This is a genomic window from Bradyrhizobium sp. 155 (assembly GCF_023101105.1).
Lineage (GTDB): Bacteria > Pseudomonadota > Alphaproteobacteria > Rhizobiales > Xanthobacteraceae > Bradyrhizobium > Bradyrhizobium canariense_D.
Genome location: NZ_CP064704.1, coordinates 1101273 through 1126616, shown reverse-complemented (window position 1 = coordinate 1126616; position 25344 = coordinate 1101273). Strand labels below are relative to the sequence as shown.

The 25344-nt window shown below is 63.7% G+C and carries 27 protein-coding genes; 8 read left to right on the top strand and 19 right to left on the bottom strand.

Features of this window, described 5'->3' with window-relative positions; all coding sequences use genetic code 11:
* Nucleotides 1–90 precede the first annotated feature (90 nt).
* The 4 genes from IVA93_RS05515 to IVA93_RS05500 all read left to right on the top strand — a co-directional run bounded on the left by IVA93_RS05515 (nt 91) and on the right by IVA93_RS05500 (nt 2025).
* Entirely contained in the window at nt 91–279 is a 189-nt protein-coding gene (locus IVA93_RS05515) for a hypothetical protein (RefSeq protein WP_018453567.1), read from the top strand.
* 42 nt (nt 280–321) lie between these two features.
* Entirely contained in the window at nt 322–549 is a 228-nt protein-coding gene (locus tag IVA93_RS05510) for a hypothetical protein (RefSeq protein ID WP_085348786.1), read from the top strand.
* Between the two features lie 297 nt (nt 550–846).
* Nucleotides 847–999 (top strand): hypothetical protein, encoded by a 153-nt coding sequence (locus IVA93_RS05505; RefSeq protein WP_018453564.1) that lies wholly within the window; start codon nt 847–849, stop codon nt 997–999.
* 120 nt (nt 1000–1119) lie between these two features.
* Nucleotides 1120–2025 carry a bile acid:sodium symporter family protein gene (locus IVA93_RS05500; protein ID WP_018453563.1) on the top strand — a complete coding sequence of 302 codons (906 nt, stop codon included), beginning with the start codon at nt 1120–1122 and terminating at the stop codon, nt 2023–2025.
* A gap of 87 nt (nt 2026–2112) precedes the next feature.
* On the opposite strand, the gene IVA93_RS05495 is transcribed toward IVA93_RS05500, so the two are convergent.
* From IVA93_RS05495 to IVA93_RS05445, 11 genes are all read right to left on the bottom strand, one after another.
* Nucleotides 2113–3285, bottom strand: coding sequence for a thiolase family protein (locus IVA93_RS05495; RefSeq protein ID WP_007596708.1), 1173 nt, complete (start codon nt 3283–3285; stop codon nt 2113–2115).
* A gap of 151 nt (nt 3286–3436) precedes the next feature.
* Entirely contained in the window at nt 3437–5026 is a 1590-nt protein-coding gene (gene serA, locus IVA93_RS05490; RefSeq protein WP_018453562.1) for a phosphoglycerate dehydrogenase, read from the bottom strand.
* Between the two features lie 229 nt (nt 5027–5255).
* Nucleotides 5256–6428, bottom strand: coding sequence for a phosphoserine transaminase (locus tag IVA93_RS05485; RefSeq protein ID WP_018453561.1), 1173 nt, complete (start codon nt 6426–6428; stop codon nt 5256–5258).
* A gap of 79 nt (nt 6429–6507) precedes the next feature.
* A complete protein-coding gene (locus IVA93_RS05480) occupies nt 6508–6699 on the bottom strand; it encodes a hypothetical protein (RefSeq protein ID WP_231190264.1) in 192 nt (63 codons plus the stop codon).
* A gap of 171 nt (nt 6700–6870) precedes the next feature.
* Nucleotides 6871–7335, bottom strand: coding sequence for a GNAT family N-acetyltransferase (locus IVA93_RS05475; protein WP_018453559.1), 465 nt, complete (start codon nt 7333–7335; stop codon nt 6871–6873).
* A 25-nt stretch (nt 7336–7360) separates the two neighbouring features.
* Nucleotides 7361–7951 carry a glutathione S-transferase family protein gene (locus IVA93_RS05470; RefSeq protein WP_018453558.1) on the bottom strand — a complete coding sequence of 197 codons (591 nt, stop codon included), beginning with the start codon at nt 7949–7951 and terminating at the stop codon, nt 7361–7363.
* Nucleotides 7952–8019: 68 nt separating this feature from the next.
* Nucleotides 8020–8937, bottom strand: coding sequence for an outer membrane protein (locus tag IVA93_RS05465; protein ID WP_018453557.1), 918 nt, complete (start codon nt 8935–8937; stop codon nt 8020–8022).
* Between the two features lie 128 nt (nt 8938–9065).
* Nucleotides 9066–9905, bottom strand: a complete 840-nt coding sequence (locus tag IVA93_RS05460) for an outer membrane protein (protein ID WP_026232554.1) — start codon at nt 9903–9905, stop codon at nt 9066–9068.
* 235 nt (nt 9906–10140) lie between these two features.
* Entirely contained in the window at nt 10141–11391 is a 1251-nt protein-coding gene (locus IVA93_RS05455) for an MFS transporter (protein ID WP_247477710.1), read from the bottom strand.
* Nucleotides 11392–11642: 251 nt separating this feature from the next.
* A complete protein-coding gene (gene glmM, locus IVA93_RS05450; protein WP_247789707.1) occupies nt 11643–12986 on the bottom strand; it encodes a phosphoglucosamine mutase in 1344 nt (447 codons plus the stop codon).
* 220 nt (nt 12987–13206) lie between these two features.
* A complete protein-coding gene (locus IVA93_RS05445; RefSeq protein WP_018453553.1) occupies nt 13207–13374 on the bottom strand; it encodes a hypothetical protein in 168 nt (55 codons plus the stop codon).
* A 134-nt stretch (nt 13375–13508) separates the two neighbouring features.
* Between IVA93_RS05445 and IVA93_RS05440 the strand changes: the two genes are divergently transcribed.
* The gene (locus IVA93_RS05440) at nt 13509–14645 is read left to right on the top strand and encodes an alpha-hydroxy acid oxidase (RefSeq protein WP_018453552.1); all 1137 of its coding nucleotides are present in this window, start codon (nt 13509–13511) and stop codon (nt 14643–14645) included.
* Between the two features lie 116 nt (nt 14646–14761).
* Here IVA93_RS05440 and IVA93_RS05435 read toward each other — a convergent pair whose 3' ends face one another.
* The 8 genes from IVA93_RS05435 to IVA93_RS05400 all read right to left on the bottom strand — a co-directional run bounded on the left by IVA93_RS05435 (nt 14762) and on the right by IVA93_RS05400 (nt 23575).
* Nucleotides 14762–15385 (bottom strand): single stranded DNA-binding domain-containing protein, encoded by a 624-nt coding sequence (locus IVA93_RS05435; protein WP_026232553.1) that lies wholly within the window; start codon nt 15383–15385, stop codon nt 14762–14764.
* Between the two features lie 15 nt (nt 15386–15400).
* Complete coding sequence (locus IVA93_RS05430; RefSeq protein WP_018453550.1) at nt 15401–16027, bottom strand: hypothetical protein; 627 nt, start codon at nt 16025–16027, stop codon at nt 15401–15403.
* A 66-nt stretch (nt 16028–16093) separates the two neighbouring features.
* The gene (locus IVA93_RS05425) at nt 16094–16927 is read right to left on the bottom strand and encodes a shikimate dehydrogenase (protein ID WP_018453549.1); all 834 of its coding nucleotides are present in this window, start codon (nt 16925–16927) and stop codon (nt 16094–16096) included.
* Between the two features lie 93 nt (nt 16928–17020).
* Nucleotides 17021–18775, bottom strand: a complete 1755-nt coding sequence (locus tag IVA93_RS05420) for a SulP family inorganic anion transporter (RefSeq protein WP_018453548.1) — start codon at nt 18773–18775, stop codon at nt 17021–17023.
* 109 nt (nt 18776–18884) lie between these two features.
* A complete protein-coding gene (locus IVA93_RS05415; protein WP_007614761.1) occupies nt 18885–19157 on the bottom strand; it encodes a helix-turn-helix domain-containing protein in 273 nt (90 codons plus the stop codon).
* Between the two features lie 358 nt (nt 19158–19515).
* A complete protein-coding gene (locus IVA93_RS05410; protein ID WP_026232552.1) occupies nt 19516–21564 on the bottom strand; it encodes an elongation factor G in 2049 nt (682 codons plus the stop codon).
* Between the two features lie 168 nt (nt 21565–21732).
* A complete protein-coding gene (locus tag IVA93_RS05405) occupies nt 21733–22212 on the bottom strand; it encodes a DUF992 domain-containing protein (RefSeq protein WP_026232551.1) in 480 nt (159 codons plus the stop codon).
* 160 nt (nt 22213–22372) lie between these two features.
* Nucleotides 22373–23575: a pyridoxal phosphate-dependent aminotransferase gene (locus tag IVA93_RS05400; protein WP_007596745.1), complete on the bottom strand. Its 1203-nt coding sequence runs from the start codon at nt 23573–23575 to the stop codon at nt 22373–22375.
* Nucleotides 23576–24067: 492 nt separating this feature from the next.
* Between IVA93_RS05400 and IVA93_RS05395 the strand changes: the two genes are divergently transcribed.
* The 3 genes from IVA93_RS05395 (at nt 24068) to IVA93_RS05385 (ending at nt 25278) form a co-directional block, all read left to right on the top strand.
* Entirely contained in the window at nt 24068–24718 is a 651-nt protein-coding gene (locus IVA93_RS05395) for a glutathione S-transferase family protein (protein ID WP_018453545.1), read from the top strand.
* A gap of 151 nt (nt 24719–24869) precedes the next feature.
* Nucleotides 24870–25046 carry a hypothetical protein gene (locus tag IVA93_RS05390; RefSeq protein ID WP_007614766.1) on the top strand — a complete coding sequence of 59 codons (177 nt, stop codon included), beginning with the start codon at nt 24870–24872 and terminating at the stop codon, nt 25044–25046.
* A 37-nt stretch (nt 25047–25083) separates the two neighbouring features.
* Complete coding sequence (locus IVA93_RS05385) at nt 25084–25278, top strand: hypothetical protein (RefSeq protein ID WP_018453544.1); 195 nt, start codon at nt 25084–25086, stop codon at nt 25276–25278.
* Nucleotides 25279–25344: the final 66 nt, after the last annotated feature.

Sequence of the window (25344 nt, the reverse complement as noted above, 5' to 3'; positions counted from 1 at the left end):
GCGAACAATATTAACGCTGCAGTGACGGCCGAGTGACGCCGGCGACGACGACAGTGGGTTCAGATCGCATCGCGACGAGATGCCGGTTGGTTGATCGACGCGGAGCAATTTCATCCGGAAGTCAGCGTGCGCGCGCATCACCTCATCATGATCGTCGTTGGCTTGTTCGTGGTCCTCGCCGGATTCGACGCAGCGTTGACGACCTTTGCACACCCGACACTCAGGGCCGCTTCGCAGTCGGCGCCGCCCGTCGCACCGCTCCTTTTCGGAGGCGACTGATCGCACGCCGGCATCACAACAGCCATCAAACAGGAGGTCGCATTGACCGACATCGCACAGCAGGGAAGACAATCGCAGAGGTTTCTCGCGTCCGATCAAGAACAGCGATTGGTTGCGATGTGGAGACTTGGAGTGGTCGCCTTCTATGGCTCGCTCCTGGCGCTGGTGATTGCCTTCGCGGCAATGAGCAAGGCGCCCCGAGAGCGCCAAGCCAACCTGGCCTCCGACGATTTCGTTACCCACTACATTTCGAACCCGCCGGCGCCGTAGGCGATCGGGACGAGCGACAGCAAAGCATATGAGGACAATCGTGAACAATCACAACCGTGCTGCGTCTCCAATTCGGGCCAGATCTCCGGCATCGCACCACAGAAAGCGAACAGGCGGCGAGACGCGCCTGATGATTCTCGTTCTGCTGGGATTCGGCCTCGTTCACGTGATCGGCGCGATCCTGATTCAGCGCGCGTCGACCGAGCGAGGTGATCCGCCCCTGATCCTCGCTTCGCACACCGACTGACGGCCGCCACATGCAGCCGGTTCATGGGATTTGAAAAACCAGGAGGCAACATGCCAGCAATCATACGCACGATTTCCCGCACGGTCCTCTCGGTCATCGGTGCCGAATTGGCGAAGCACGCCCTCCTGTTGTGCGCAGCGTGCGCCTTTGTGTTCGTGCTCTCACGAACCTACGGCCTGGATTTGAGCGCCGGATTCTTCTGACGTTCGCAATGGCGGCCGACATGACTGAAATCTGAAGACGCATCGTCGTCGATGCGTAAGTCCAGAGGAGCTGATATGTACGTTGGCCGGATATTGTCCACGCTTGGCGGACAAGGACCCATGCTCCTGGTGATCTCGCTTTGCGCAGGGCTGGTGATCACTCCCTTCGCTCATCTCGGCTACGATCTTTTGCCTTTTTCGGCATTTCTTCTGACGCTGGGCTCGTTTCTTACGGCGGGTCTTGCCCCCTCTGAAGCCAGCATTCGTCCGCTCCTGATGGGCGTGGTGCTTGCCTGGGTTGGCCTGGTGCTGCCATTCGCTGCTGCGATTCTGCTGTCCTTTGCTCCGCTTGATCCTGCGCTGCGGGCCGGCGTTCTGCTTTCATTGCTGGCGCCGCCGGTCGGAAGCGCCGCTGCGATCGCCGGAATGCTCGGTTTGCGACCACGTCTCGCACTGCTCGTTTCCATCGCACTGACCTTGCTCACGCCGATCTCGATTCCGAGTTTTGCCACGGTGCTCGGACTTGGAATTGCATTCGACATGGGCAGGCTGGCGATCCGGCTCTTCAGCATTATCGGCGCTGCAGGCCTGGTGGCCTTCTTAGCCATGAGGTTTCGTCGTCATGTGATTCCTGTTCTGCCCGATCAAAGCGCCGCCACCGGGATCGCCGTTGTCGGGCTCATGATCGTGGGGCTTGCCACCTCGCAAGGCATACGGGCGCAATGGACCAGCAACGCCCTGCGTTTCGACGTGATGCTCGCCGCGGCGATCGTGTTCAATTTCGGTCTGTGCGTCCTCGCTGCCATGACGTTCGCGAGACTGGGGTGGCAAACCGCCGGTACCATCGGTCTCGTGAGCGGAAACCGCAACGTCACGCTCGTGTGGGCAGCGGCGAGCTTCGGTCTGCCGTCGCTGGCGGAAGGTTATGTCGCTGCGTGCGTCATCCCGGTCCTCGCGCTTCCCCTCATCATCAAGCTTTGTCTTAGACTACCATCCTTCAGCCGCTTCATCCCACAAAACCGATGACCCAAAGAGTACACGCCTGACCTGGTGCTCAAACAACAAGGCACGGCGCTTGCGACGCCGTGCCTTCCGCATTCATGAAGCTCGATCTCAGCTGTAGATTTCGAACAGTCCCGCGCCGCCCTGGCCGCCGCCGATGCACATCGTCACGACGCCCCACTTCGCCTTGCGGCGCTTGCCCTCCTGGAGGATGTGGCCGGTGAGCCGCGCGCCGGTCATGCCGAACGGATGGCCGATCGCGATCGATCCGCCGTTGACATTGTACTTGGCGGGATCGATGCCGAGCTTGTCGCGCGAATAGAGACACTGGCTGGCGAAGGCTTCATTGAGCTCCCAGAGGTCGATGTCGTCGATCTTCAGGCCATGACGCTTCAACAGCTTCGGCACGGCAAAGATCGGGCCGATGCCCATCTCGTCCGGCTCGCAACCCGCGGCCGCCCAGGCGACGAAGCGGCCCATGGGATTGAGGCCGCGCTTCTCCGCGTCCTTGGCTTCCATCAACACCACGGCCGCGGCGCCGTCCGACAGCTGGCTGGCGTTGCCGGCCGTGACGAACTTGCCGGGGCCCCTGACGGGCTCGAGCTTGGCGAGACCTTCCAGCGTGGTCTCGGGCCGGTTGCACTCGTCGCGGTCGACGACGTAATCGACGATCGACTCGGCCTTGGTCGCCTTGTCGACCACCTTCATCTTGGTCTTCATCGGGACGATCTCGTCCTTGAACTTGCCGGCCTGCTGCGCGGCAGCCATGCGGCGCTGCGACTCCAGCGAATACTCGTCCTGATATTCACGGCTGAGATTGTAGCGCTCGGCGACGATGTCGGCGGTGTCGATCATCGCCATGAAGATCGCCGGCGCCGTCTTGAGCAGTTCGGGATCGATCGATTCCTTCGGCGTGCCGCCGCCCGGCATCGAGATGCTCTCGACGCCGCCTGCGACGATGCAGTCGGAACCGTCCGAGCGGATCGAATTGGCGGCCATCGCGATGGTCTGGAGACCGGACGAGCAGAACCGGTTCACCGAGACGCCCCCGGTCGATTTCGGCATTCCCGCCAGCAGCGCGGCCTGGCGGCCGATGTTCGGCGCGCCATGAGCGCAATTGCCGAGATAGCAATCCTCGACATAGTCCTTCTCGACGCCGGCGCGGTCGACTGCGTGGTGAATGGCGTGGGCCGCGAGCGACATCGGCGGGGTGATGTTGAACCCGCCGCGGCCGGATTTCGCGAGGCCCGTGCGTGCATAGGAAACGATGACGGCTTCACGCATTGTTTTCTCCCTTTCGAACGATTTTGACCGGAGCATCGGTCGAGGTTTCTCGGCGCCATTGGTACACAATGTCCGGCGGTCGCGGGAGAAATAAAAACGCCGCCCTCGCGAGAGGGCGGCGTTGTTCCGCGGGTCGGAATATGTCGGGGGATCAGAACGTCAGCGCCTTGACCTGCTTGACCTGCGGCAGGGCCTGCACCTTGGCAAGCAGATCGGCCGGCACCGCGCCGTCGACCTCGATCAGCGCGATGGCATCGGAGCCCGGCGCAACGCGGCCAAGATGGAAGGTCGCGATGTTGATCTTGGCATCGCCGAGCAGGCTCGCGAACTTGCCTATGAAACCCGGCTTGTCCTCGTTGGTCACGTAGATCATCGACTTGCCAAATTCAGCGTCGACGCGGATGCCCTTGATGTCGACCAGGCGCGGCTTGCCGTCGGCATAGACCGTGCCCGAGACCGACCGCCCCTGCCGCTCGGTGGTGACGGTGACGGTGATCAAGCTTTCATAGTCGCTCTGAGCGGCGCGGACGATCTCGTCGACCACCATGCCGCGCTCCTTGGCGACGACGGGCGCGGAGACGACGTTGACCTCGCCCAGCATCGGCCGCAGCAGGCCGGATAGCACGGCGGAGGTGATCGCCTTGATCTTCATCTCGGCGACGTGGCCCTCATAGGTGATCTCGACCTTAAGGATGCCGCTCTCGGTGAGCTGTCCCGCGAACGAACCGAGCTTTTCAGCGAGCGCGATGAACGGCTTCAGCTTCGGCGCCTCTTCCGCCGTGATGGAGGGGAAGTTGACGGCATTCGAGATCGCACCGGTGAGCAGGTAATCCGACATCTGCTCGGCAACCTGGAGCGCGACGTTCTCCTGCGCCTCGGTGGTGGACGCGCCGAGATGCGGCGTGCAGATCACGTTGGGATGACCGAACAGCACATTCGCGGTGGCGGGCTCCTCGACAAAGACGTCGAAAGCGGCGCCGGCGATGTGCTTGGAATTCAAAGCGTTGACCACGGCCTGCTCGTCGACGAGACCGCCGCGGGCGCAGTTGATCAGGCGCACGCCCTTCTTCATCTTGGCGATCGCGGCTGCGTCGATGATGTTCCTGGTCTTCTCGGTGAGCGGCGTATGCAGGGTGATGAAGTCGGCGCGCTTGAGCAGGTCGTCGAGCTCGACCTTCTCGACACCGATGTCCCTGGCGCGCTCCGGCGACAGGAACGGATCGAACGCGATCACCTTCATGCGCAGGCCGAGCGCACGGTCGGCGACGATCGAGCCGATGTTGCCGCAGCCGACGACGCCGAGCACCTTGCCGGTGATCTCGACGCCCATGAAGCGGTTCTTCTCCCACTTGCCGGCCTGGGTCGAAGCGTCCGCCTGCGGAATCTCGCGCGCCAGCGCCAGCATCAGGGTGATGGCGTGCTCGGCGGTCGTGATCGAATTGCCGAACGGCGTGTTCATCACGATGATGCCCTTGGCCGTGGCGGCGGGAATCTCGACGTTGTCGACGCCGATGCCGGCGCGGCCGATCACCTTGAGATTGGTCGCCTTCTCGAGGATCTTCGCGGTCGCCTTGGTCGCCGAGCGGATCGCGAGGCCGTCGTAATTGCCGATGATCTCGGCGAGCTTGTCCTTGTCCTTGCCGAGGTTGGGCTGGAAGTCGACCTCGACACCGCGGTCCTTGAAGATCTGTACGGCGGCGGGAGAGAGCGCGTCGGAAATGAGAACTTTGGGTTTGGTCATGGGAATGTGTCCTCTGCCTTCCTAAGGGAAGGGCCTTAGACCGGATTGGGTGAATGTCTCGGAGCACTTCTCCCTCTCCCGGTTCTTACGGGGAGAGGGTCGGGGTGAGGGGCAGCCACAAGCGAGGAGCAAGCCGAGAGAGGCCCCTCACCCGGATCGCACCGGACGATGCTTCGCATCGCCGGGGGCGACCCGACCTCTCCCCGTAAGAACGGGGAGAGGTAAAAAACTACGCCGCCTTGGCGAGCGTGGCCTTGGTCTCGGCGAAGGCCCAGTCGATCCACTGGGTCAGCAGCGCGACATCACTGGCCTCGACGGTGGCGCCGCACCAGATACGCAGGCCGGCGGGCGCATCGCGATAGTAGGCGAAGTCGTAGCCCGCGCCCTCTTTCTCGACCAGCGCCACCAGCTTCTTGCTGAACTCGGCCTGCACGTCCTCGGAGAGTGAGGTGATCGCGGGATCGGTGAACTTCAGGCACACCGAAGTGTTGGAGCGGATTGCGGCGTCCTTGGCGAGGAAGTCGATCCAAGGCGTCTTAGCCTTCCAGTCGGCGAGCACCTTGGTGTTGGCGTCGGCGCGCGCGATCAACGCCTTCAGGCCGCCGATCGACTTGGCCCAGTTCAGTGCGTCGAGATAATCCTCGACGCAGAGCATCGACGGCGTGTTGATGGTCTCGCCGACGAAAATGCCTTCGTTGATCTTGCCGCCCTTGGTCATGCGGAAAATCTTCGGCAGCGGCCAGGCCGGCTTGTAGGTTTCGAGCCGCTCCACCGCGCGGGGCGACAGGATCAGCATGCCATGCGCGGCTTCGCCGCCGAGCGCCTTCTGCCAGGAGAAGGTGACGACGTCGAGCTTGGCCCAGTCGAGGGGTTGCGCGAACGCGGCCGAGGTGGCGTCGCAGATGGTCAGGCCTTCGCGGGTCGCGCTGATCCAGTCGGCGTTCGGCACGCGCACGCCCGAGGTGGTGCCGTTCCAGGTGAAGACGACGTCGGACTTCGGATCGACCTTGGAGAGGTCGGGGATCTCACCGTAAGCCGCGTTGAGCTTGGTGACGTCCTTGAGCTTCAATTCCTTGACGATGTCGCTGACCCAGCCCTCGCCAAAGGATTCCCAGGCGAGCGTGGTGACGGGCCGCGCACCCAGCATCGACCACAGCGCCATCTCGACCGCGCCGGTATCGGAGGCCGGCACGATGCCGATGCGATAATCAGCGGGCACTTCGAGCACTTCGCGCGTCAAATCGATCGCGAGCTTGAGCTTGGTCTTGCCGACCTTCGCGCGATGCGAACGGCCGAGCGCTGCGTCCTTGAGATTTTGGGCATTCCATCCGGGGCGCTTGGCGCAGGGGCCGGAGGAAAAATGCGGCACGTTCGGCCGCGAAGCGGGCTTCGCTACAGTCATCGTCTACCCTTCCAGATAGTAAGCCTCCCGTTGGGGGGAGGTGTCCCGCCGCGGCTGATACGGGAAACGGGAAGAGTCGTCAAGGAAGTTCCGGCGGTTCACGCGCGGGTGATGGCGCCTCCGGTGCGATCTTGGGGGAATCGACCACCGCCAGCGCGTTCAGCAAGCCCGTGGCATCGCTGATCAATTGCGCGGCGCGGCGGCGGCTGCCGACTTTCAAAATGCATTTGTCATTGGCCTGCACGACGTAGTCGTTGCCGACCTTGATCATCGAATAGCTTGTCATCGAAATCCCCGAACCGATCGAGCCCGGTTTCGACGTCCCGTAGCACCGTTCGTTCCTTCACCAACGTGAACGCCGTGACGGTGGTTTATCAGCTCTTAATATGAACGTACGCGCGATCCGATTTCGCTGATCGCGCAAGGCTCATAGCGTGCTGCGTCAAAAGCGGACAGTCATGCCGACGTGACTCGCCGTGAACCCAAGCCGCTTGTAGAAGCGCTGCGCATCTGTTCGCGTCTGATGCGTCAGCAGTTCGACGAGATTGCAACCGCGCGCTTTCGCTTCCGTCACCGCCCATTGCACCAATTGCTCGCCGATGCCGCGGCTGCGGCAATCGGAAGCGACGCGGACGTCTTCGAGCAGACCGCGCAAGCCGCCTTGCGAGCTGAGACCCGGCAGGATCGCGAGCTGCAGGCAGCCGACCACCCTGCCCTCACTCTCGACAACCACAAGCTGGATATTTTGATCGCGCTCGACCCGCGCGAATGCCTCGTAATAGGACGCATGCAACGGGTCTTCCACGCGCTCGCGTGCGCTCCCGAGATGATCGTCGGCGAGCATCGTCACGATCGCAGCAACATCTTCGCGGCGCGCGGGACGAATGGAGACAGATTCGGCGTTCATAAAGTTACTCCTGCCTCAAGCGCGCCTAACGCACCTTGGGTAGCCCGAGAAAGGTCTCGGCTTCGCCGATCCAGCGGCGGATGGCGGCATAGCGACCGAGATCGAAGCCGCCTTCATGCGCGACGCGCGTATAGGCAAGCAGCGAGACGTCGGCAAGCGAAACGTCATCACCGGCGAAGAAGCGGTTTGCCGCCAGATGCTGCTCCATGCGATCGAGCGCCGCGTAGCCGCGCTTGACCTTTTCAGGATCGAGCTCGGAGGCGTCCTTGCCGAGATAGACGAGCTGGAAGCGGCACACTGCGATATAGGGCTCGTGGCTGTATTGTTCCCAGAACAGCCATTCGTCCATCTTGGCGGCAGTGAAGGCGTCGCCCGGAATGAGCGCACTGTCGCGCGCGAGATAGCGGATGATGGCATTGGACTGCGCCAGCGTGCGACCGTCGTCGAAAGCGACGGTGGGCACCTGGCCGGCACCGTTCATCTGGAGGAATTGCGGCGTACGGGTCTCGCCCTTGCGGGTGTCGATCTCGATCCACTCGTAGAGCACCGCGAGCTTGTCGCAGACCCACTTCACCTTCAGACAATTGCCGGAATTGCTATCGCCGTAGATCCGCATCGGTGCCCCCGCGCATTCGGCGACAGAGCATCAGGACGGAAGGAATCTGTCAACAGGAAGCGGGCGACTCAGAACTGGTAGCCAATGCCGACGCGGAAGTTATTCAGGCCGACAGTGATGTCCTTCACGTCCGAGAAGCCGACATGCTCCCATTCGCCGCGAACCAGGATGTTGTTGCAGATCGCGTACTCGACACCGATACCGGCCGTCCATCCGTACATGAAGCTGTTGGTGCGCAGCTCAGTCTTGTTAAACGTACCCGTGTCAATCGTGTCCTGTCGATGGATCGTCGCCGTAACACCGCCCAGGACAATCGACTCGTCATAGTCGTCATGCTTGATGTAGGACACCGTCGCGAATCGCGAAACTTCAGCGCGCCCAATCGCCAGACCGGCGAAGGCATAGGGCATGAAGTCGCCGCCGTCCCAACCGACCCGACCGCGGAAGGTGGCGTAATCCTTCAGCTTTAGCGCAGCACCACCACCGAGTGAAGTGACGTAGGTATAGGTATGGCCCGTTGGCGCCGTCTCACCGTCGAGAATGCGTGTCATGGAATCACTTGCCGAGCTCGATATATTCTTCATGTAGCTGTAATTGGCCTCGACGCCGAACACTGCATCGTAGAGCTGCCAATTGCGGCCGACATAGGCGCCAAACCCGGTCGACTGCACGTGGTTACTCGGCAGCAGCGACCAGCCGCCGACTGGCGCCTCAAGGATGCTGTTGCGAAGCATGAAGTCGGTCATCGTCTTCGGAGCATGACTGAAATCAACATCGGTCGTGGCAAACCCGAACTGGCCGCCAACATAAAAACCGTCCCAGTTGTGGGACCTCTTTGACAGCCCGTCGGTGAAGCTGCCTCGGAGGATGGGAAGATCGGAGAGATCGGCCGCGTGCGCCGCAGAGACCGTCCCCAACATCGCCACCGCCAACAAAAGCCTACGCATCGAACGCTCCATCGAACTCGAACTTTCGCTCGTGATCATGGCCCGTTAACCTTAACCAATGGTTGCGCCGGAGGCTTTCGTCGCCGCCCGCCATGAAAAATACGCAAAGCAAAACGGCGCGGGATGATCCCGCGCCGTTAAGAGAGATTAAGCGATGAGGCTGACGATCAGCCCTTGGTGACGAGCGGCGGCATGTAGGCCGGCGGGCTGTTGAGATCCCAGCGCACACCGAGCTTGACGTCATGCGAGGTGAGCTCCTTGATCTTGATTGTGGACGGACCCGAGGCGCTGTTGTCGAACAAGCGGTAGTTGCCGGGCGCAGCATCGCCGAGGTTCATGTAGCTGTAGGCCAGTTCGACCGTGAAGCCGGGGTTGACCTTGTAAGCGAGACCGGCGTGTGCGGCCCAAGCCAGGTTCCACTTTCCGCTGTCGGCGAAGTAGGCGACGCTGGCGCTCGGGGTCGGGGTCAGCGCGGCGAGATATGCAACGCCGTCGTCACGGAAACCGCTAATTTTGTTGTAGGAGCCGCCGACACCGGCGCCGATGAACGGCGTGATGCACCACCAGGTGCCGAGATCGACATAGGCGTTGGCCATGACGACCCACTCCGACTTGCTGCCGCTATAATTGTCCGAGCCAACGAAGCCCGTCCCAATGACGTTATCAGCACCGTGCAGGTTGGCCTTGCCCCGGTATTGGCCGATCACGTCGGTGCGAAACCAGTTGTTGAAGCGATAGCCGACGCCGAGGTCGAACAGCGGTGACGAGTCGAAGCCAAGCCCCTCCGTCGTTTTAGTAAACCCAGGCGCTACCGCGCCGTCGATGCGCTTGGCGCTCTGGTTGGTCATGCCGACGTCGCCGCGCAGGTACCAGCCACCGAAGTCGGCGGGCGGAGCCGGGGGCGCGTACATCGGAGGGGGCGCCGCGATCGGCATGTCGGCGGCGAACGCCATCGAGGAGATCAGGGTTGCCGCACCCGCGGCAAGGAGAGACTTAACGCTACGCATTGGCTTCGTCCTTTTGGCCGGTGAGGCAATACGGCGCCTCACGTTCTGGAAACTCACGGCCCGGACGATGCCAGCAAATGTTTAAGCGCCACTTAACCCTAATTTTTAAGGTTGATTTTTTCTCAACTCGGACGCGCGGGCGGCGCGAGCGTTGCAAAAATGCAGCGCCAAATGCGACGCCGTCGCCGCATTTCCTAACGATGTATGAAGCCGCGTTGCAGCAAGTCAGGATATGTTAACGCGCGTGCCGCGGCAGCTTGGGCAGGAACACCGCAAGCAGGCCGATCGCCGGCAGATAGGCGCAAACCTGGTAGACGAACGCGATCGAGGTGTGGTCCGCGAGCTTGCCGAGCACGGCGGCGCCCAGGCCGCCGATGCCGAAGGCGACACCGAAGAACACGCCGGAGATCATGCCGAAGCGGTGCGGGACCAGCTCCTGCGCGAACACGATGATCGACGACGTCGTCGAGGAGATGATCAGGCCGATGAGCACGGACAGCACCGTGCTCGCATAGAGCCCGGCATAGGGCAGCGCCAGCGTGAACGGCAGCGCCCCCAGGATCGAGATCCAGATCACGATCTTGCGGCCGAAGCGATCGCCCAGGGGACCACCGAGAAAAGCGCCGACCGCGTTCGCTGCGAGGAAAATGAAGAGATACATCTGCGCGGCTTGCGTCGACACGCCGAAGCGGTCGATCAGATAGAAGATGTAGTAGCTCGACAGGCTCGAGACGTAGAGCTGCTTCGAGAACAGCAGCGCGACCAGCACGAGGAGCGCAACGACGACGCGACGCGAATTCGGCGCGTCGGGATGGGCTTGATCCACCGCCGTCTTCTTCGCCTTGATCTGCGGTTCGTACCAGCGGCCGATGCGCCAGAGGATGAGGATCGCAAGGAAGGCGATCGAGGAGAACCAGGCGATGCTGCCCTGCCCGAACGGCACGACGATGAGCGCGGCGAGCACCGGTCCCATCGAGGTGCCAAAACTGCCGCCGAGCTGGAACACCGATTGCGCAAAACCGTAGCGGCCGCCGGAGGCGAGCCGCGCGATGCGCGCCGACTCCGGGTGAAACACCGCCGAGCCGAGGCCGACCAGAGCGGCGGCGACGAGGATGACGAGATATTGGTGGGCGGCGCTGAGCAGCAACAGACCGAAGAAGGTCGAGGCCATGCCGATCGACAGCGAATAGGGCTGCGCCTTCTTGTCGGTGTAGTGGCCGACCACCGGCTGGAGCAGCGAGGCCGTGAACTGGAAGGCCAGCGTGATCATGCCGATCTGCGCGAAGTCGAGCGCGTAGGTGTCCTTCAGGATCGGATACACCGAAGCGATCAGCGACTGCATGGTGTCGTTGAGGAAGTGCGAGAAGCTGATGCCGGCCAGCACGACATAGGCCGGCCCCGCGGCACTTTTGGCGCCGGGTGCGACGTCGCTGACGAGGACGGGCTCCGTCAGTGTTTCCTCTGAGACGACGACAGGCTTGTTCACTGGAGCATCCCGACGGGCGCGGCAGATTGCCGCGACAAGCTAGTTACGATGCGCGCGGCGACCGATCCACCGCCAAACGCCCATGGCTGGAATGCGCTTCGCCAGATTTCGCGGCCAAACTGCGGCCTGCATGGTTCGAGACGCCCGCCTGTGGCGGGCTCCTCACCCTGAGGGTCTACGTCTTCACCTGGAAACAAAACCTCATCCTGAGGAGCCCGCGACAGCGGGCATCTCGAAGGATGGCTGCGAGTTCAGGCCGCGGCGTTCCCGAGCGCCGAGACGATGGTATCGACGACGTCCTCGACCAGGATGCGATCCTCGCCCTCGCCCATGACGCGGATCACCGGCTCGGTGCCGGAGGAGCGGATCAGCAGGCGGCCATGGCCGTTGAGCCGCTGCTCGCCGTCGGAGATCGCCGATTTGACGTCGGAATTGTCGAGCGGCTTGCCGCCCTTGTGACGGACGTTCTTCAGGATCTGCGGCAGCGGATCGAAGCGGTGGCAGACTTCCGACACCGGCCGGCGCAGCTTCTGCACGACGGCAAGCACCTGCAATGCGGCAACGAAGCCGTCGCCGGTGGTGGCGTAGTCGGACAGGATGATGTGGCCGGACTGCTCGCCACCGAGATTGTAGCCGCCGTTCAGCATCTGCTCGAGCACGTAGCGATCGCCGACCGGCGTGCGCACGAGATCGAGCCCCTGCGCATTAAGGAAGCGCTCGAGCCCGAGGTTCGACATCACGGTGGCGACGATGCCCGATCGCGACAGCCGGCCGTCTTCCTTCCAGCTCTGCGCGATCACCGCGAGCAGCTGGTCGCCGTCGACGATGTGGCCGCGCTCGTCGGCCAGGATGACGCGATCGGCGTCACCGTCGAGCGCGATACCGATGTCGGCGCGCATCTCGCGCACCTTCTTCGACAGCGCTTCCGGCGAGGTGGAGCCGCATTCCTTGTTGATGTTGAAACCGTCGGGCTCGACCCCGATCGGGATCACGTCGGCGCCCAGCTCCCATAGCGCTTCCGGCACCACCTTGTAGGCGGCGCCATTGGCGCAATCGACCACGACGCGCAGGCCGTCGAGCGACAGATCGCGCGGCAGCGTGCGCTTGGCGAATTCGATGTAGCGGTCATGCACGCCGTCGATGCGGCGGGCGCGGCCGAGACTGGCGCTCTGGGCGAGACGCTTGTCGATGGGCTCATCGAGCAGCTGCTCGATCTGCTTCTCGACGTCGTCGGAGAGCTTGAAGCCCTGCGGCCCGAACAGCTTGATGCCGTTGTCCTCGAACAGATTATGCGAGGCGGAGATCATCACGCCGAGATCGGCGCGCATCGACTTGGTCAGCATCGCGACCGCGGGCGTCGGCATCGGGCCGACCAGCAGCACGTCCATGCCGACCGAAGTGAAGCCCGCGACCATCGCGTATTCGATCATGTAGCCGGACAGGCGGGTGTCCTTGCCGATCACGACCCTGTGGCGGTGGTCACCGCGCTGAAACGCCAGGCCTGCGGCCTGGCCGACCTTGAGCGCGAGCTCCGGCGTGATCAGTCCGTTGGCGCGGCCCCGGATCCCGTCCGTCCCGAAATATTTGCGGCTCATATCGTCCCCCACGCAACAACCAGGGATCCCCAGCGCAACCTCCGGGTGCCCAAGCGGGACCCGCATCCCTGATTTGCTGAGGTCTTATAGAGCCATCACGGCTAACTTGGCTTCAAAAAATATGATGAATCATTACGGAACCGGGCGGCTCCCGGCCCCGATAACGTCTTGTTAACATTATATTTCCGTTGAAGATACTGGAACAGGGCGGAACCGGCACCTAGTCCGAACGCTTCACATGGCCGTCCGCGCGGCTCGGCGCCGGCTGGGTGACACTGACGGGATCGGAGCCCGGAAAGGTCTCTTCCAGACCCTCCTCCAGCGCTTCCTCGAGATCATGCTTCTCCTTGATCTCCTCCGGCGTCGGTCCGGTGTGCGGCCTGGTCATGGCGCCCTCCTCTCCACAAAGGATTTGCAAACGATTTGGCTGTGCATCCAACCATGCTAGATGACCCCTCGATCTTCCGATGCAAGAGTCTTCCCATACAAGACTCTTCCGACAAGACGGGCCGGGAAACGTTCATGAAGCACATCACCTGTATCGACGATCTTCGCACACTGCATCAGCGCCGCGTGCCGAAGGCGTTCTTCGATTATTGCGACCGCGGCTCCTACGCCGAGGAAACGCTGCGAGCCAACCGCGAAGACATGCAGGCGATCAAGTTCCGCCAGCGCATTCTGGTCGACGTCTCCAAACGCGACACCGCGACCACGATCCTCGGCGAGCCCTCGACCATGCCGCTGATCCTCGCGCCGGTGGGCCTGCTCGGCATGCAGCATGGCGATGGCGAGATCCATGCCTGCCGTGCCGCGCAAGCGGCCGGTATCCCGTTCACGCAGTCGACGATGTCGATCTGCTCGATCGAGGACATCGCGGCCAATGTCGAGAAGCCGTTCTGGTTCCAGCTCTATGTGATGAAGGACCGCGGCTTCATCAAGGAGTTGATCCAGCGCGCGATCGCGGCGAAATGCTCCGCGCTGGTGCTGACCGTCGATCTCCAGGTCATCGGCCAGCGCCACCAGGACATCAAGAACGGCATGACGATCCCCCCCGAGTGGACGATGTCTAAATTTCTGGATTTCGCCACAAAGCCCGCGTGGGTCTCCGGCGTGCTGCGGGGCAAGCGCCGTACCTTCGGCAACATCGCCGGCCACGTGAAGAACACCGAGGACCTCAATCGCCTCGCCGAATGGACCGCCTCGCAGTTCGACACGTCGTTGAACTGGAAGGACGTCGAGTGGGTCCGCAGCATCTGGCCTGGCAAGCTGATCATCAAGGGCATTCTGGACGTCGAGGACGCCGAGGAAGCCGCCAAGACCGGCGCGCAGGCTCTCGTCGTCTCGAACCATGGCGGCCGTCAGCTCGACGGCGCGCCGTCATCGATCGAGGTGCTGCCCGAGATCGCCGAGGCGGTCGGTGACAGGATGGAGATCATGTTCGACGGCGGCATCCGCTCCGGCCAGGACGTGATGCGCGCACTCGCGCTCGGCGCGAAGTCCTGCATGATCGGCCGTGCCTACGCCTATGGCCTTGGCGCCGGCGGTCAGGCCGGCGTCGCCAAGGCGATCGACATCATCCAGAAGGAGCTGCTCACCACCATGGGCCTGTGCGGCGTCAACAGGATTGACGAGATCGACGAACATATCATCGCGATGTGAACCGCAGCGGCAGTGCCGTAGGGCGGGCAAAGCGAAGCGTGCCCACCAATTCGCAAATCGTAGGGTGGGCACGGCGCTTCGCGCCTTTGCCCACCCTAAGATTTCAGCGTTCGCCCTCACATCGGCGGCGTCACCCCATCGCGGCCGACATTCACCCGGTTGGCCTCAAGCGAACCATCGTCCTTCTTCACCGCGCCGAAAATGATCAGCTTGGCGCCGGGCTTGAGCTCGGATTTGTCGCTGGCGACGAAGGTGACGATCGGCGTGTCCGGCGGCACCACGACTTTCTTCTCGCCGTCCTTGTACTTGACCGTGATGTTCTGGCCGTCGGTGCCCTTCACCGTCTGCGCCACGGTGGCGTTGGTCATGGTCGAGTTGGCGCGCGCGTCCCAGGGACGAAAACCTTCGGCCGCGCCGCGCTGGTTTTCGGGGAAGATGTGCACCGCGATCGCCTTCTGGGTGCCGTCGGGCTCGGGCAGGCCGGTGACGCCGATATAGGAGCCGTCCTTGATCTCCGACAACGACGTCTTCACCACCGCGAAGACGGCGACGTTGTCGGTCATGCGCACCTTCACGTCGGTTCCTTCGCGGGTCTTGATGCCGAGCGTGTTGCCGTCGACGCTCTCGATGGTGCCGCGGATGCGGACCGTCGGCGTCTGCTGCGCCAGGGCGGATGACGTGACGATGCAGGCGGCGAACGCGGCCACGCCGAGGCGTGATATCCAGGTTCTCTTCGACATGTTGTTATTCTCCATTTACATCGGCGGCGTCAGGCCGTCGCGGCCGACGCTGACGCGGTTGGTTTCGAATGAGCCGTCCGGCAGCTGCTTCATGAAGGCGATCACCTTGGCGCCGGCCTTCAGATCGGATCTGTCGCCGGGGACAAAGGTCACCACCGGCGTATTGTCGGCGACGAACACCTTCTTCTCGCCGTCCTTGTACTTGACCAGCAGCGTATGACCGTCATTGCCGACCACGCTCTCCGACACGGTCGCATTGGTCATGCTGGAATTGGGCTTGAGGTCATAGGGTCGCGAGCCCTCGCCGGTGCCGCGCATGCTCTCCGGAAACACGTGCACCTCGACCGCGTTCGCGCCGCCGTCCGGTCCCGGCACGGTGGTGGCGCCGACGAAGGAGCCGGGCTTGATGTCGGCAAGTGAAATCTTCGTAATGCCCGACACGTTCACGTCGGAGGCGATGTGCAGCTTGACATCCTCGCCGCTGCGCGCCTTGACCTGCATCGTGTCGCCATTGACGCTTTCGATCGTGCCTCGCACGCGCGTCGGCACCGGCGCCCTTTGCGCAAGGGCCGAGAGGGTCGAGACGGCCACCATCGCGACGGCGATGAGCGGACGTGTGAAAGTTGCACGTTGAACAGACATGATGGTCTCCGATTGCGCCCTATTGTCCCTACGGACATAGAACTCCGGAGATTACGCGCTATTCTCTCAAGTCTTTGTGAGATCGGCCTCGACCAGCGCACGCAGCTCGGCCGTGACCTGCGGCCGCTGGCCGAACCACAGCTCGAAGCCGCGGACCGCCTGATGCAGCAGCATGCCGAGCCCGTCGGCGGTCTTCAGTCCGCGCGCCTGTGCGGCCGCCAGCAGCGGCGTCACCAGCGGGACATAGACGAGATCGGCGATCACGGCGCCATCCGGCAGGCGCGCCACTTCAAGGTCGAGTGAAGGCTGGCCGTGCATGCCGAGCGAGGTTGTGTTCACGAGAAGTTTTGCACGCGGCAGAATGTGGTCGATGCCGTCCCACGCAACAGGATGCACCTTCGGCCCGAACTGCCTTGCAAGCATCTCGGCCCGGCCGACGGTGCGATTGGCGAGATGGAGGCGCTTGATGCCGCGTTCAAGCAACCCGAACACGATGGCGCGCGAGGAGCCGCCGGCGCCGAGCACCAGCGCCTCTTCGGCTGCGTCCCAGCCGGGCGCGCTGGCATCGAGATTGCCGATAAAGCCCTCGACGTCAGTGTTGGTCGAGCGCAGCTCGCCGTCCGCAAACCACAGCGTGTTGGCCGCACCGACCGCGCGCGCGCGGGCATCGGGCGTCGACAGCTCGAGCACGCCTTCCTTGTGCGGGATGGTGACGTTGGCGCCGACGAACCCGCGCAACGACAGCCGCAGGACGAAGTCACGCAAATTATCGGGTGGAACCGCCTCGATGACATAGCCGCCCTCGATCCCGAGCGTGCGCAGCCAGTATCGATGGATCAGCGGCGAGCGCGAATGCGCGGCCGGCCATCCGATCAGACAGGCTGCGGGAGCCTTGGTCACGGTCGTCCTCCCCTAGGGTCGTTTCGGAGGCGATCCATTTCGTGTCCCGCAGGCGCTGTCAAGCGCGCGGGGCGTCTCGGGAGAGGCTCGACGTCAGGTCGTGCCCGCCTCACCACCCGCGGGCAGCGCCGCGCCGCCCTTGATGTCGGCGACCGCACGCGCGATGGTCTCGCGATAGCGCGCGCGTGGCGGCGTGACGCCATGGGTGAGCAGCGCACGGCGGACCGCAGGCGACGCCCCTGTGATGAACAGCCGGATGCCCTGGCGGTGGGCCTTGGCGGCGACGCGGCCGAGCACGTTGGCCGCGGTCGAATCCAGGAACGGCACGTCGGCGAAATCGACCACAAAACCCTTGCGCTTGTCGGCGATGCCGTCGAGCACACTGCCGATCGCCGAGGCCGCGCCGAAGAAGAACGCGCCGGTGATGCGATAGACCAGCACGTCGCGATCGACCGCGAGTGCGGGGTCGTAAGGCACGCGCCCGCCATTATCGTCATCGGGACGATCGGCGGCCACCAGTGGCGATCGTTCCTCGATGCCCGTCATTTCCGCCATGCGATGGATGAACAGGACCGCGCCAAGCGCGAAGCCAACCAGAATGCCCTCGGTCAGATCGCGGAAGATGGTGAGCAGGAAGGTTGCGAGCAGCACGACGGCATCGCCCCATGACGAGCGAAGGAGCGTCGCGAATTCGTGCTTCTCCGCCATGGTCCAGGCCACCACGACGAGCACGGCGGCGAGCGCGGCCAGCGGGATGTAGCTCGCGAGCGGCGCTGCGATCAGCATGAACAGCAGCAGGAAAACCGAATGCAGCATGCCCGCGAGCGGCCCCCGCGCGCCGGCGCGGATGTTGGTCGCCGTGCGCGCGATCAGCCCCGTGACACAGATGCCGCCGAACACCGCCGCGCCGACATTGGCGGCACCTTGCGCCACCAGCTCGCAATTGGAGCGGTGACGGCGTCCGGTCATGCCGTCGGCCACCACCGCCGACAGCAGCGATTCGATGGCGGCGAGCAGTGCGAAGGAGATCGCATCGGGCAGCACGGCGGTCGCCTTCGCGAGCGAGAATGCAGGCAAGGCTGGCGAGGGCAGTTCCCGCGGAATGCCGCCGAAGCGCGATCCGACGGTCTCGACCGGCAGCGACAGCACGGCACATGCGACCGCCGCGAGCACGACCGCGATCAGGATACCGGGCCAGGACGGCAGCCAGCGTCGCAGGCCGGCGATGATGGCAATGCTGACGATCGCAACCGCGACGGCCGACGGATTGACGGTGTGCAGGCCCCCGGCAAGCGCGACGAGTTTCGGGACGAATTCGCTGGGCTCCTTCGCGAGGAGCGTGATCCCGCCGAGATCGCGCAGCTGGCTGGCGAAGATGATGACGGCGATGCCGGCCGTGAAGCCAACCGTCACAGGATATGGAATGAACTTGATATAGGTGCCGATCCGCAGGAAGCCCGCAGCGATCAGGAACAGGCCCGCCATCAGCGTGGCCAGGACCACGCCGTCAACCCCGTGACGGTCGGCGGTCGCCGCAACCAGCACAATGAAGGCGCCGGCCGGACCGCCGATCTGGAATCGGCTGCCGCCGAGCAGTGACGCAATGAAGCCGCCGACAACAGCGGTGTAGAGTCCGCGGTCCGGCGTCACGCCCGAAGCGATCGCGATCGCCATCGACAACGGCAACGCGACGATCGCGACCGTGAGGCCCGCGAACACATCGGCACGGAAATCCGATAAGCCATAGCCCTCGCGCCATACGGTGACGAGCTTTGGCAGATAGAGTTCGGTAAAGGTCGGCCGACGAGGCTGGTGCAGCTTGCCTGCGTGTTCGCCTGTGATGCTCATTTCAGCAAAATGCTCCGCTGCCCACAACGCTCCGATGCATCGTGCGGCCGCGTATCGGGGCGCGACGGTGCGTTAGTTAAGACTGCTCCCGAGCATGATCATTGCGGGATCATGCTCCCACCCGACGCGGCGGCCCCGGCTCCTTGAGCCGAACGCCGCGTCCGCCGCCTTCGCTGCGCGCCTGTTCGCCGATCAGCTCGACGCCGGCGCGATCAAAGGCTTCGACCACTTTCATCAAGGTCTCGACCACGCCGCGGACATTGCCGGTGCTCGCCTCCATCCGCTGAATGGTCGGCAGCGAAACGCCTGCGAGCTCCGCCAAGGCCCTCTGGTCAATGCCGAGCAGCGCACGCGCTGCCCGCATCTGGAACGACGTGATCACCTTGGCCTCACGTATGAAAGATTATAAATGATGTCTGGAGCATGCACAATGATGTAAAATACATCATAAACGACCGAACGCAAGGGGAAGCTCGCCATGCGAGCCATCCGTCTCCACCGTCATTGCGAGGAGCGAAGCGACGAAGCAATCCAGAATTCCTCCGCGGAAAGACTGGATTGCTTCCGCCTTCGCTAAAGCTTCGGCGGACAAGTCGCTGCGCTCACACTGACGGTTGGGAGGAGCAGCGTGAGTCCAACCTTCGCCACGCCCATTGTGAAGCCCGTCACCCCACCCCTCTCCCCGTAAGAACGGCGAGAGGGAGTGAGACAGTGATGCGTCCCTTACTTCGGCAGACCGATCACGCCGCGTGCTGATGCGCTGCGATGATCTGGTCGGCGGCGCGCCCCGTGACTTCGGCCATGTGGTCGAACTGGCGGGTGAAGCTGCCGGCGCCTGCCGTGGCCGAGCGCAACTCAACGATCAATTCGCCGATCTCGGCTTCCGGCATCATGGCGCGGACGCAGTCCCATCCGCTCCAGCCGTCGCGGGTGTCAAAGCCGAGGATCTGGCCGCGCCGTGCCGACAGAATCGCATTGATCTTGGCGGTGGCGTCGGTCGGGCAGACGATCTCGACCACATGGATCGGCTCCAGCAGCACCGACTGGCATTGCGGCAGGCCCTCGGTGAGCCCGACCCGCGCCGCCGTGCGGAAGGCGAGGTCGGAGGAATCGACGCTATGATAGGAGCCGTCGGTCAGCGTCACCTGCAAATCGGTGACCGGGAAACCGAGCGGGCCGCGGGCGAGCCCGTCGATGACCCCCTCTTCCACCGCGCCGATGTAGTTGCGCGGGACCGCGCCGCCGACCACCTTCTCGGCGAACTTGAAGCCCTCGCCGCGCGGCAGCGGCCTGATGTCGAGCACGACATCGCCGAACTGGCCATGCCCGCCAGACTGTTTCTTGTGGCGGCCGCGCTGGACGATCGGCTTGCGGATGGTTTCCTGATAGCCGATCGCGGGGGGATGCGAAGCGACCTTGACGCCGAAACGATCGCGCAGCCGCTCGCTCGCGACGCGCAAGTGCATCTCGCCCTGACCCCACAGCACGGTGTCGTGGGTCTGCGCGTTCATCACGAAGACGAGCGAGGGGTCCTCCTCGTGCAGCCGCATCAGCGCCTGGCCGAGCTTGACGTCGTCCTTGCGGTCGGTGGCCGCAACCGAGATCGCGAGCACCGGCGGAGTGGGTTCTACGGCGGTTAGCGCTGCCGGCTGGATCTTGCCGCTCGAGACCGTGTCGCCGGTCTTGATCGGGTCGAGCTTGGCGAGCGCCACCGTATCGCCGGCTTCCGCCGCGGTACGCTTGGTGTCGTAGGCCCCGGTGACGGCGAGGATGCCGGAGATGCGGCTGGCCCCTCCGGAGGAGGCTTGCAGCGTGGCACCGTCGTCGAGATGGCCAGCGAGCATGCGCGTCAGCGACAGCTTGCCGCCGTGCTGCGAATGCAACGTCTTGAAGACGAAGCCGAGGGCGTCCCTCGTTTCGGGAACGCCGAGACGTTTTGCCGTTTCCGCGATACCGGGCGCCTCGTGGCGCAACGCTTTCATCAAACGCAGCACGCCGTTTTCGCGTGCGGCGGCGCCCAGCAGCACGGGGCAGATCAGCCCGTCGCGCAATTCGCGGGCGAGATCGTCGAACACGGCATCGCGCGGCGGCTGGATGTCCTCGAGCAGCTGCTCCATCAGCGCATCGTCGTGATCGGCGAGCTTCTCCAGCATCGAAAAGCGGGCCTCCTTCTCGCGATCGAGATCGCCGCCTTGGAGCGCGACCACTTCGGAGGCCTTGTGCTCGCGGTAAATGAACGCACGCTCCAGCGCGAGATCGACGAAGCCCTCGATCAGTTCGTCCTTCCAGATCGGGATCTGGCGCAGCACCAGCGGTACGCGCGAGGCGGGCTGGAGCATCTCGAGCGTCTCGCGGATGCGCTTGTTGGCGCGGTCGATCTTGTTGAGGAACAGGAAACGCGGGATCTCCAGCTCCTCCAGCTCGCGCAGGATGATCTGAAGCTGCGGCAGCTTCTTCTCGTCGGCTTCGCAGACCACGATTGCGGCATCGACCGCAGGCAGCGCGGCGCGCATGTCGTGGGCAAATTCGACGGAACCGGGACAATCGAGGAAGGTGTAGCTGTCGCCCATGAAACTCGTGGTGACGGCAGTCAGCCCGACGGTCATCTTGTGATGACGGGCCTCTGGCGTGGCGTCGCCGACGGAGGTTCCGGCATCGACGCTGCCGGCGCGCGGGATTGCGCCCGTTCGCGCCAGGATGGCTTCGAGAAGTGTGGTTTTACCGCTTTGGAAAGGGCCCACCAGCGCGATGCACCGTGGACCTCGGGGACTTCTGACGTCTTGTCCCATTCGCCGCCTCCTTGGTGTGGAGCTCGGCCCATGATTGGGTCGGCAAACGCTGATGCTCTGCCCGTCCCCGAGATTTGGCAAGCATCAAAAATCGCTGCGGTGCGTCGTCGGTATTTCCTCCTCTCCCGGAGAGAGGTTGAGGAGGAGCGCTTCGGCTGGCGCCGAGTCTCAACGTCCCGGGCGGAGTTCCAGGCTCTCGAGGCCGGCGGCGACGTTGAGGCCGACCTGGCCCTGCACGCTGAGCGGCTGGAGCGCGATCGAATTGTTGGAGCCGCCGACCAGCACGTTGCCGCCGAGACCGACACCGACCGAGGCGCTGCCCTGCGCACCGGCGTAGTTGCCGGCGAGGTCGCCCGGGCCGAGCCGGTTCACCGGCGCGAACACGCCCCACGCCAAAGCCGTCTCCTGTGTGATGCCGATATCCAGACCGACCTTGCGGATCGTCGCAACGTAACGGTCGTCCGGCAAACCATCGACGCGCAGCACGCAACCGAGATGGGTCACCGATCCCACGATGAAGCCCACGCTGGCGCCGCCGCGGCATTCGAGCACGCCCACCTGCACCATCCGCGATTGCGCGCTGGCGCCCGTAACGGAGGCGACGAGGCTCGCAACGGCAAGCCCGGCGAGGAGGAGTGAACGGCGCATGAATATCTCCGGCGATGAATGTGATGCGAGCATGGAGGCGCGGCACACGCCGCGCGATGGTCTATGCCACAACAGTTCCGGTGGCGCCAGATCGTGCAGACTTGAAAGAAAAAGGGCCCGCATTGCGCGGGCCCTTTGATGTCACTTCATGTCTGTGAGTTCAGCGCAGATTGCCGCAGAAGCGCTGGATGCGCTTGCAGGCGTCTTCGAGGTCCGAGGTCTTGGTCGCGTAGGAGATGCGGAACGCGGGGCCGAGGCCGAAGGCCGAACCCTGCACCACGGCGACGCCTTCGGTCTCCAGCAGTTCGGTGACGAACGTCTCGTCATTGTCGATCACCTTGCCCGACGGCGCGGTCTTGCCGATGGTGCCGGCGCAGGACGGATAGACGTAGAAGGCGCCCTCGGGCCGCGGGCACTCGATGCCCTTGGCCTGGTTCAGCATGGAGACGACGAGATCGCGGCGCTCCTTGAAGACCTTGTTGTTGGCGGGGATGAAGTCCTGCGGACCGTTCAGCGCCTCAACCGCGGCCCATTGCGCGATCGACGACGGGTTCGAGGTCGACTGCGACTGGATCGTCGACATCGCCTTGATGAGCTGCGCCGGACCGCCGGCATAGCCGATGCGCCAGCCGGTCATGCAATAGGCCTTCGACACGCCGTTCACGGTGAGCGTGCGGTCGTAGAGTTTCGGCTCGACCTGCGCGACCGTGGTGAACTGGAAGTCGTCATAGACGAGGTGCTCGTACATGTCGTCGGTCATCACCCACACATGCGGATGCTTGACCAGCACGTCGGTGAGCGCCTTCAGCTCGGTCCTGGTGTAGGCAGCTCCCGTCGGGTTCGACGGCGAGCACAGGATCACCCATTTGGTCTTCGGCGTGATCGCGCGCTCGAGTGCCTCGGCCTGGAGCTTGAAGCCGGTCGCGGCGGTGCAGACCACCGGCACCGGCTCGCCGCCGGCGAGCGCCACCATCTCGGGATAGCTGACCCAGTACGGCGCGGGGATGATCACCTCGTCGCCCGGATTGATGGTTGCCATCAGCGCGTTGTAGAGCACCTGCTTGCCGCCGGTGCCGACGATGATCTGGTTCGCCTTGTAGACGACGCCGTTCTCGCGCTGAAACTTGGCGATAATGGCTTCCTTCAACTCGGGAATGCCGTCGACCGCGGTGTACTTGGTCTTGCCGGCTTCGATGGCGTGGATCGCGGCCAGCTTGATGTTCGCGGGCGTGTCGAAGTCGGGCTCGCCGGCGCCGAGACCGATGACGTTGCGGCCCGCCGCTTTCAGCGCACGTGCTTTATCCGTGACCGCGATGGTCGCGGACGGCTTCACACGGTCGAGCGCAGCGGCAAGGAAGGACATCGTCATCTCCTGACAAGCGTCGTGAGCCCTTTGGCTTCACGACTCCGATTGTGGGAATGAACCACCCTAAAACGAGTGCCGTTGCACCGCAAGAAACTTCGGTCCGATCCCGCAAAAGTTTACGTGTCTGGCGTTTCGAGCCGCGATTTCCCGCAATATTCCGTAACTTTGCCGCGCAAACCCCTTATATCCGACAACGCGTGCCCTCGGAGCAATTTTGCGGGCCATGACGATGCGGAAGCTTCAGTGCCCAAGACGCGACCGCGGTGCTCGCACACGATCGCGTCGAGCAACGCACTTGCGCGTTGACGCAAGCGTGAACTGAGTTGGATGGTCGCACGGAAATGATCTTCCGCCGCATTGCAATGCGGTAGGGTTTTCGAGTTTTTCTATTGGCCGGGTCTTGCGGCGGATTCGCATCGGCATCATTGTTTAGCCGCGTTGCGGGGCAACAAGCGCCGCGCCCTCCCGTCGTCCGGAATCATCCCCAGAATGTACAAGCTCTATTCGATGCAGCGCTCGGGCAACAGCTACAAGGTCCGCCTTGCGCTGGCGCTGCTGAACTTGCCGTACGAAGCGGTCGAGGTGGACATTCTGCGCGGCGAGAGCCGCACCCCGGACTTCCTGGCCAAGAACCCATCCGGCCAGGTGCCGCTGCTCGAGGTCGGCGACGATCGCTATCTCGCCGAGTCCAACGCCATTCTCTGGTACGTCGCCGTCGGCACGCCGCTCGCGCCGGAGAACCGCATCGATCGCGCCGACGCGCTGCAATGGATGTTCTTCGAGCAGCACGCGCTGGAGCCGAACATCGGCGCGGCCTATTTCTGGCTGTCGCTGGTGAGGGGCGGCCGCGACCTCCAGACTCATTCGCTGGAGGACTGGATGGAGCGCGGCTATGGCGCGCTCCAGGTGATGGAGAATCATCTCAGGACCAACGCCTATTTCGCCGCCCGCCAGCTCACGGTCGCCGACATCGCGCTGTACGGCTATACCCACCTCGCCGACCGCTGCGACTTCGACCTCTCGACCTTCCCGGCGATCCGGGACTGGCTGAAGCGCGTGGAAGCGGCGCCTGGCTACGTCGCAATGGACTGGCGGCCGGCCGACATCGAGGACCCCGCCAGCATCGCCGCTGGTGCCTGAGGGGCGAGCTCTGGCAAATAGCGGGCATAAAGGTCACCATTGCCGCAATCTCGCCATTTTCGCTCGATTGGCCGCCGCAATATTGCCGATTGCAACAGTGAAATTGTTCGATGTCGCGGGTGATTCGCTCGCGCGTTGAAGGATTTAGACCATGATTCGGGCGTCCGGCACGGCAGGCTTTCAGGGCCCACCCGCTACCGTTTCGTCTTCCCGGCTGACCAACGCGGTCGCGGCCTCGCTCGCCGTCGCCGCGCTCTCGTTGTGCCTGATCGTCACCCTGACGGTGCTGTCGACCAAGGCGACCATGGCGATGGGCCTGCCGGTCTGATTCCCGCTTCATCCTGGACCCGCCTTCAAGGCGCCGCATGGCCCGCGCCGACCGGCATCGCGACAGGACGTCGATGAAATCACCTGTGGTCATCGTTGCAATCACCCTGACCGCGGCCATCCTGGTCGCGGCATCGCTGTTGATCTTCGTCGGCACGCGCAAGGGCCAGGGGACGTCGAAGCTGAATGCGCCCGCGCTGCAACAACGTCTCAAGCACGCGCACTTGGTCTAAAATCATCCGAAAGCTTTGCGCGAGACCCAAAGCGCACCTTAAGCACACCGCGCGAAACCGCATCGC

Coding starts and splice junctions, on each gene's coding strand:
- IVA93_RS05505 (WP_018453564.1), top strand. CDS start 847: ATGCCAGCAATCATACGCACGATTTCCCGCACGGTCCTCTCGGTCATC.
- IVA93_RS05500 (WP_018453563.1), top strand. CDS start 1,120: ATGCTCCTGGTGATCTCGCTTTGCGCAGGGCTGGTGATCACTCCCTTC.
- IVA93_RS05495 (WP_007596708.1), bottom strand. CDS start 3,285: ATGCGTGAAGCCGTCATCGTTTCCTATGCACGCACGGGCCTCGCGAAA.
- serA (WP_018453562.1), bottom strand. CDS start 5,026: ATGACCAAACCCAAAGTTCTCATTTCCGACGCGCTCTCTCCCGCCGCC.
- IVA93_RS05485 (WP_018453561.1), bottom strand. CDS start 6,428: ATGACTGTAGCGAAGCCCGCTTCGCGGCCGAACGTGCCGCATTTTTCC.
- IVA93_RS05480 (WP_231190264.1), bottom strand. CDS start 6,699: ATGATCAAGGTCGGCAACGACTACGTCGTGCAGGCCAATGACAAATGC.
- IVA93_RS05475 (WP_018453559.1), bottom strand. CDS start 7,335: ATGAACGCCGAATCTGTCTCCATTCGTCCCGCGCGCCGCGAAGATGTT.
- IVA93_RS05470 (WP_018453558.1), bottom strand. CDS start 7,951: ATGCGGATCTACGGCGATAGCAATTCCGGCAATTGTCTGAAGGTGAAG.
- IVA93_RS05465 (WP_018453557.1), bottom strand. CDS start 8,937: ATGATCACGAGCGAAAGTTCGAGTTCGATGGAGCGTTCGATGCGTAGG.
- IVA93_RS05460 (WP_026232554.1), bottom strand. CDS start 9,905: ATGCGTAGCGTTAAGTCTCTCCTTGCCGCGGGTGCGGCAACCCTGATC.
- glmM (WP_247789707.1), bottom strand. CDS start 12,986: ATGAGCCGCAAATATTTCGGGACGGACGGGATCCGGGGCCGCGCCAAC.
- IVA93_RS05445 (WP_018453553.1), bottom strand. CDS start 13,374: ATGACCAGGCCGCACACCGGACCGACGCCGGAGGAGATCAAGGAGAAG.
- IVA93_RS05440 (WP_018453552.1), top strand. CDS start 13,509: ATGAAGCACATCACCTGTATCGACGATCTTCGCACACTGCATCAGCGC.
- IVA93_RS05435 (WP_026232553.1), bottom strand. CDS start 15,385: ATGTCGAAGAGAACCTGGATATCACGCCTCGGCGTGGCCGCGTTCGCC.
- IVA93_RS05430 (WP_018453550.1), bottom strand. CDS start 16,027: ATGTCTGTTCAACGTGCAACTTTCACACGTCCGCTCATCGCCGTCGCG.
- IVA93_RS05420 (WP_018453548.1), bottom strand. CDS start 18,775: ATGAGCATCACAGGCGAACACGCAGGCAAGCTGCACCAGCCTCGTCGG.
- IVA93_RS05410 (WP_026232552.1), bottom strand. CDS start 21,564: ATGGGACAAGACGTCAGAAGTCCCCGAGGTCCACGGTGCATCGCGCTG.
- IVA93_RS05405 (WP_026232551.1), bottom strand. CDS start 22,212: ATGCGCCGTTCACTCCTCCTCGCCGGGCTTGCCGTTGCGAGCCTCGTC.
- IVA93_RS05400 (WP_007596745.1), bottom strand. CDS start 23,575: ATGTCCTTCCTTGCCGCTGCGCTCGACCGTGTGAAGCCGTCCGCGACC.
- IVA93_RS05395 (WP_018453545.1), top strand. CDS start 24,068: ATGTACAAGCTCTATTCGATGCAGCGCTCGGGCAACAGCTACAAGGTC.
- IVA93_RS05390 (WP_007614766.1), top strand. CDS start 24,870: ATGATTCGGGCGTCCGGCACGGCAGGCTTTCAGGGCCCACCCGCTACC.
- IVA93_RS05385 (WP_018453544.1), top strand. CDS start 25,084: ATGGCCCGCGCCGACCGGCATCGCGACAGGACGTCGATGAAATCACCT.